At 74.3% G+C, this 3,576-nt stretch carries 1 protein-coding gene; it reads right to left on the bottom strand.

Going from position 1 to position 3,576, the window contains the following annotated elements:
- The coding region (locus tag N416_RS24290) for a hypothetical protein (RefSeq protein WP_036458180.1) at positions 1-3,576 on the bottom strand (3,576 nt) is incomplete at both ends.

Raw genomic sequence — 3,576 nt, 5'->3', positions numbered from 1 at the left:
CGTTACCGCCGTTACCGGAGTTGCCGCCCTTGCCTCCGTCGCCGGAGCCCAACGCGTCGCCACCGCGTCCGCCGCCACCGGAGGTGCCGCCGTCGCCGCCGTTGCCGCCCTCCTGGCCGGAACCGTTGGGACCGGAGTTTCCGGCGCTACCAGCACCGCCGTCGCCACCACTACCGCCGATACCACCGGCACCACCGTCACCGGTCCCACGACCCGTGCCACCGGCGCCACCGACGCCACCGACGCCACCGTTGCCACCGGTGTTTCCGGCCTGGCCGTCCGCGGCCACCGCGCCCGCGTTACCCGTCGCACCATTACCGCCGCGGCCACCTTCGCCGCCGGCTTGGTCGAGGCCCGCGTTGCCACCGGCACCACCGGCACCACCGTTCTGACCGGTCATGCCATCACTGGTAAAGCCCTGACCGTCGCCACCGATACCGCCGTTGGCGCCGCCGCTGGACGTGCCCGCTGCCGCACCGTCCGCACCGGCGGTGCCGGCACTGCCCGCACCCGTACCGGCGAGGCCGCCGGAACCGACCGTGCCGCCGTCGGCACCGTCACCACCCTTACCACCGGATCCCGCGGTGTTCCCACCGCCGCCACCGGCACCGTCACCGCCCTTACCGGCCGTACCGGCATTGCCGCCGCTGCTGCCGTTGCCGCCGTTGCCATTGGTCATGCTGCCGCTGCCGCCGTTGCCGCCATCGGCGCCGTTACCGCCGGCGCCGGCATTGCCACCGTCGCCGCCGCTCCCGCCGCTACCGGGCGCAGCGCTGGCACCCGCCACACCGTTGCCGCCCTTGCCCGCGGTGCCGGCGTTGCCACCGTTGCCGCCGATGACACCGTCGCCGCCCTTGCCGCCGGCACCGGCGTCACCACCGGCCGTGCCGCTGTCGCCGGGGTTGACCCCATTGGTGCCATTCGCACCGTTGCCGCCGGCACCACCGTTACCGGCCTGACCCGGGTGGTAGTCGTCGACCGTGGCGTAGTCGTTGGTGCCGGCACCGGCGTTACCGCCGGCCCCACCGGTTCCACCGCTACCGCCGGCGTTGCCGCTGCCCGCGGCGGCTGTGCCGCCATTGCCGCCCTGACCGCCGTTTCCGGCCCAACCACCGGTTCCCAGGTTGCCGGTCTGGCCGCCGTCAGTGCCCGCGCCACCCTGACCGGCGTCACCGCCGCCACCACCGGCGCCGCCGTTGCCACCGTCCAGGCCACTGCCAGCCGAGGCGTTAGCACCGGAAGCACCGTCACCGCCCTGACCGCCCTGACCGCCCCGGCCGCCGTTGCCGCCACCGACACCACCGATGCCCTGACCACCGGCGCCACCGTCACCGGCCTGGCCACCCTTGCCGCCCGCCAGGCCGTTGCCGTCCGAATCACGCAGGCCGTTCACCGCGCCCTGGCCACCGCGGCCACCCAAGCCACCGGCACCACCGGTGCCGTTCGCCCCGTCGGAGCCGCCGTTGTGCCCGGCACCACCGGCGCCAGCGTTGCCACCGTCGCCACCGTCGGTACCGGCACCGCCGCTACCGCCCGAACCCCACTTACCGACACCTCCGGTGCCGCCCTCGCCACCGGTACCACCGGACCCGCCGGTGCCGCCGTTGGTGGCGTTCGTACCGACACCGGCCTCACCACCGGTACCACCGTTACCGCCGGCACCCGCCGCTCCGGCGGCCATACCGTCGAGGCCGCCCGGGTAGTTGCCCGAACCGCCGTGCCCGCCGTGCCCACCGACACCACCATTGCCGGCATTACCGCCATCGGTAGCGATCAAGCCCGAACCTCCGGCGCCACCATTGCCGCCATCACCGGCTGTGCCGCCGACACCACCGATACCCGTGTTGCCCTTGTCGTCGCCCCAGCCGCCACGGCCGCCGTCACCACCGGTGCCACCGTTACCGGCCTTACCGGCATCGCCCTGGACGCCGGCGTCACCGGTGCCGTTGTTCAGCGCACCGGCGGCACCACCGTTGCCGCCGGCACCACCGTCGCCGCCGCGGCCGCCGGCGCCTCCGGCACCGGCCGTGTAGCCCGAAGACGCCAGTCGGCCATCAGTGCCCTCCGTGCCGGCACCACCCTTACCGCCGTCTGCTCCTGCCCCGCCCTTGCCGCCGCTGCCGGCGTTGCCCGCCAACGCCCCGCTGGCGCCGCCGGCACCACCGTTACCTCCCGCGCCACCGGCCTGGCCGGCACCGCCGTTCGCGCCCGTCGGCGGGTAGACACCACTGGTGCTGGCGCCGTCGCCACCCTGGACACCGTCACCACCGGAACCACCGTTGCCGCCGCTACCGCGGCTACCGCCGTCCCCGCCGGCACCGCCGTTGCCGCCCCGGTCACCGGCGCTCACGCCATTGAAGCCGTCACCACCTTGTCCACCGCTGCCGGCGATACCGGTGATCTCGGTGCCGTCCGTGCCAGCGTTACCGCTGCTGGAACCCGTGCCCGCAGTGCCCGCGTCGCCGGCAGTGCCGACCTCGCCGCCCTGGCCACCATTGCCGCCGTCGACGTGGGTGGCGTCGCCATCAGCACCTCGGCCACCATCACCGGCCGTACCCGCATTGCCGCCATCACCGGCGTCACCACCGACACCGGTGGCACCGTTCGTGCCGCCGCCGGTCGACGTACCACCGACGCCGCCCTTACCGCCACTGCCACCGTTGCCGCCACTACCGCCGGAGCCGCCGGTCTGACCGGTGCCGCTGCCGCCATTGGCGAACGTGCCTTGAGCGCCGGTGGCCCCGTCGCCGCCACTACCGCCGTCACCGGCGTTACCACCCGCACCACCGACACCACCGACGAAGCCCGTTCCACCGGCCCCGCCGTCGCCGCCGGCGCCGCCGTTACCACCGCTTTCACCCGAATCGCCGGCATTGGCACCGCTAGCACCGACGTAGCCGGCACCACCCTTACCGCCGGCACCACCATCGCCGCCGTCGCCCTGCGCGGCGTGGGTGATGCCATCGGCTTCGAGTCCACCCGCACCGCCATTGCCGCCGGCACCGCCCTTGCCGCCGGCCGTGCCGTCGGGGTCGGCCGCCGTGCCGTCGTTACCCGCGGCACCGTCCTTACCGTCGCCACCGGCACCGCCGACACCGGCCGTGCCATCCGCGGCGCGCCCGCCACCGACCTCTAGGCCACCATGGCCGGCGTTGCCGCCGACACCACCATTGCCACCGGAGGTACCTGCCGCAGCAGTCCCATCCGTAGCGGCGTCGTAACCGGACCCACCGGCGCCACCACTGCCGCCTGTGCCGGCCGAACCGTTCGTTCCCGACGTCGCGTAGTTGCCGCCACCGGACGAACCACCGGCGCCACCGGCACCGGCGTTACCACCATCGCCACCATTGCCGCCCGCGCCACCGGTGCGGTCCTGCGCGGTGCCCGTGGTACCAGCACCGCCATTGGCGCCATCAGTACCCGAACCACCATTACCACCCACGCCACCGGCACCGTGGTCACCGGGGTTGGTGCCGCTACCGCCGGCGCCACCATCACCACCGGCACCACCATTGGTGCCCGAGACACCAGCACCCGCGCCCTCGGCGACCGCGTCATACCCGGCACCACCCTTAC

The organism is Mycobacterium sp. UM_WGJ, from assembly GCF_000455125.1.
In the GTDB taxonomy this organism is placed as follows: Bacteria; Actinomycetota; Actinomycetes; order Mycobacteriales; family Mycobacteriaceae; genus Mycobacterium.
This window is presented reverse-complemented; position numbering and strand designations above follow the sequence as displayed.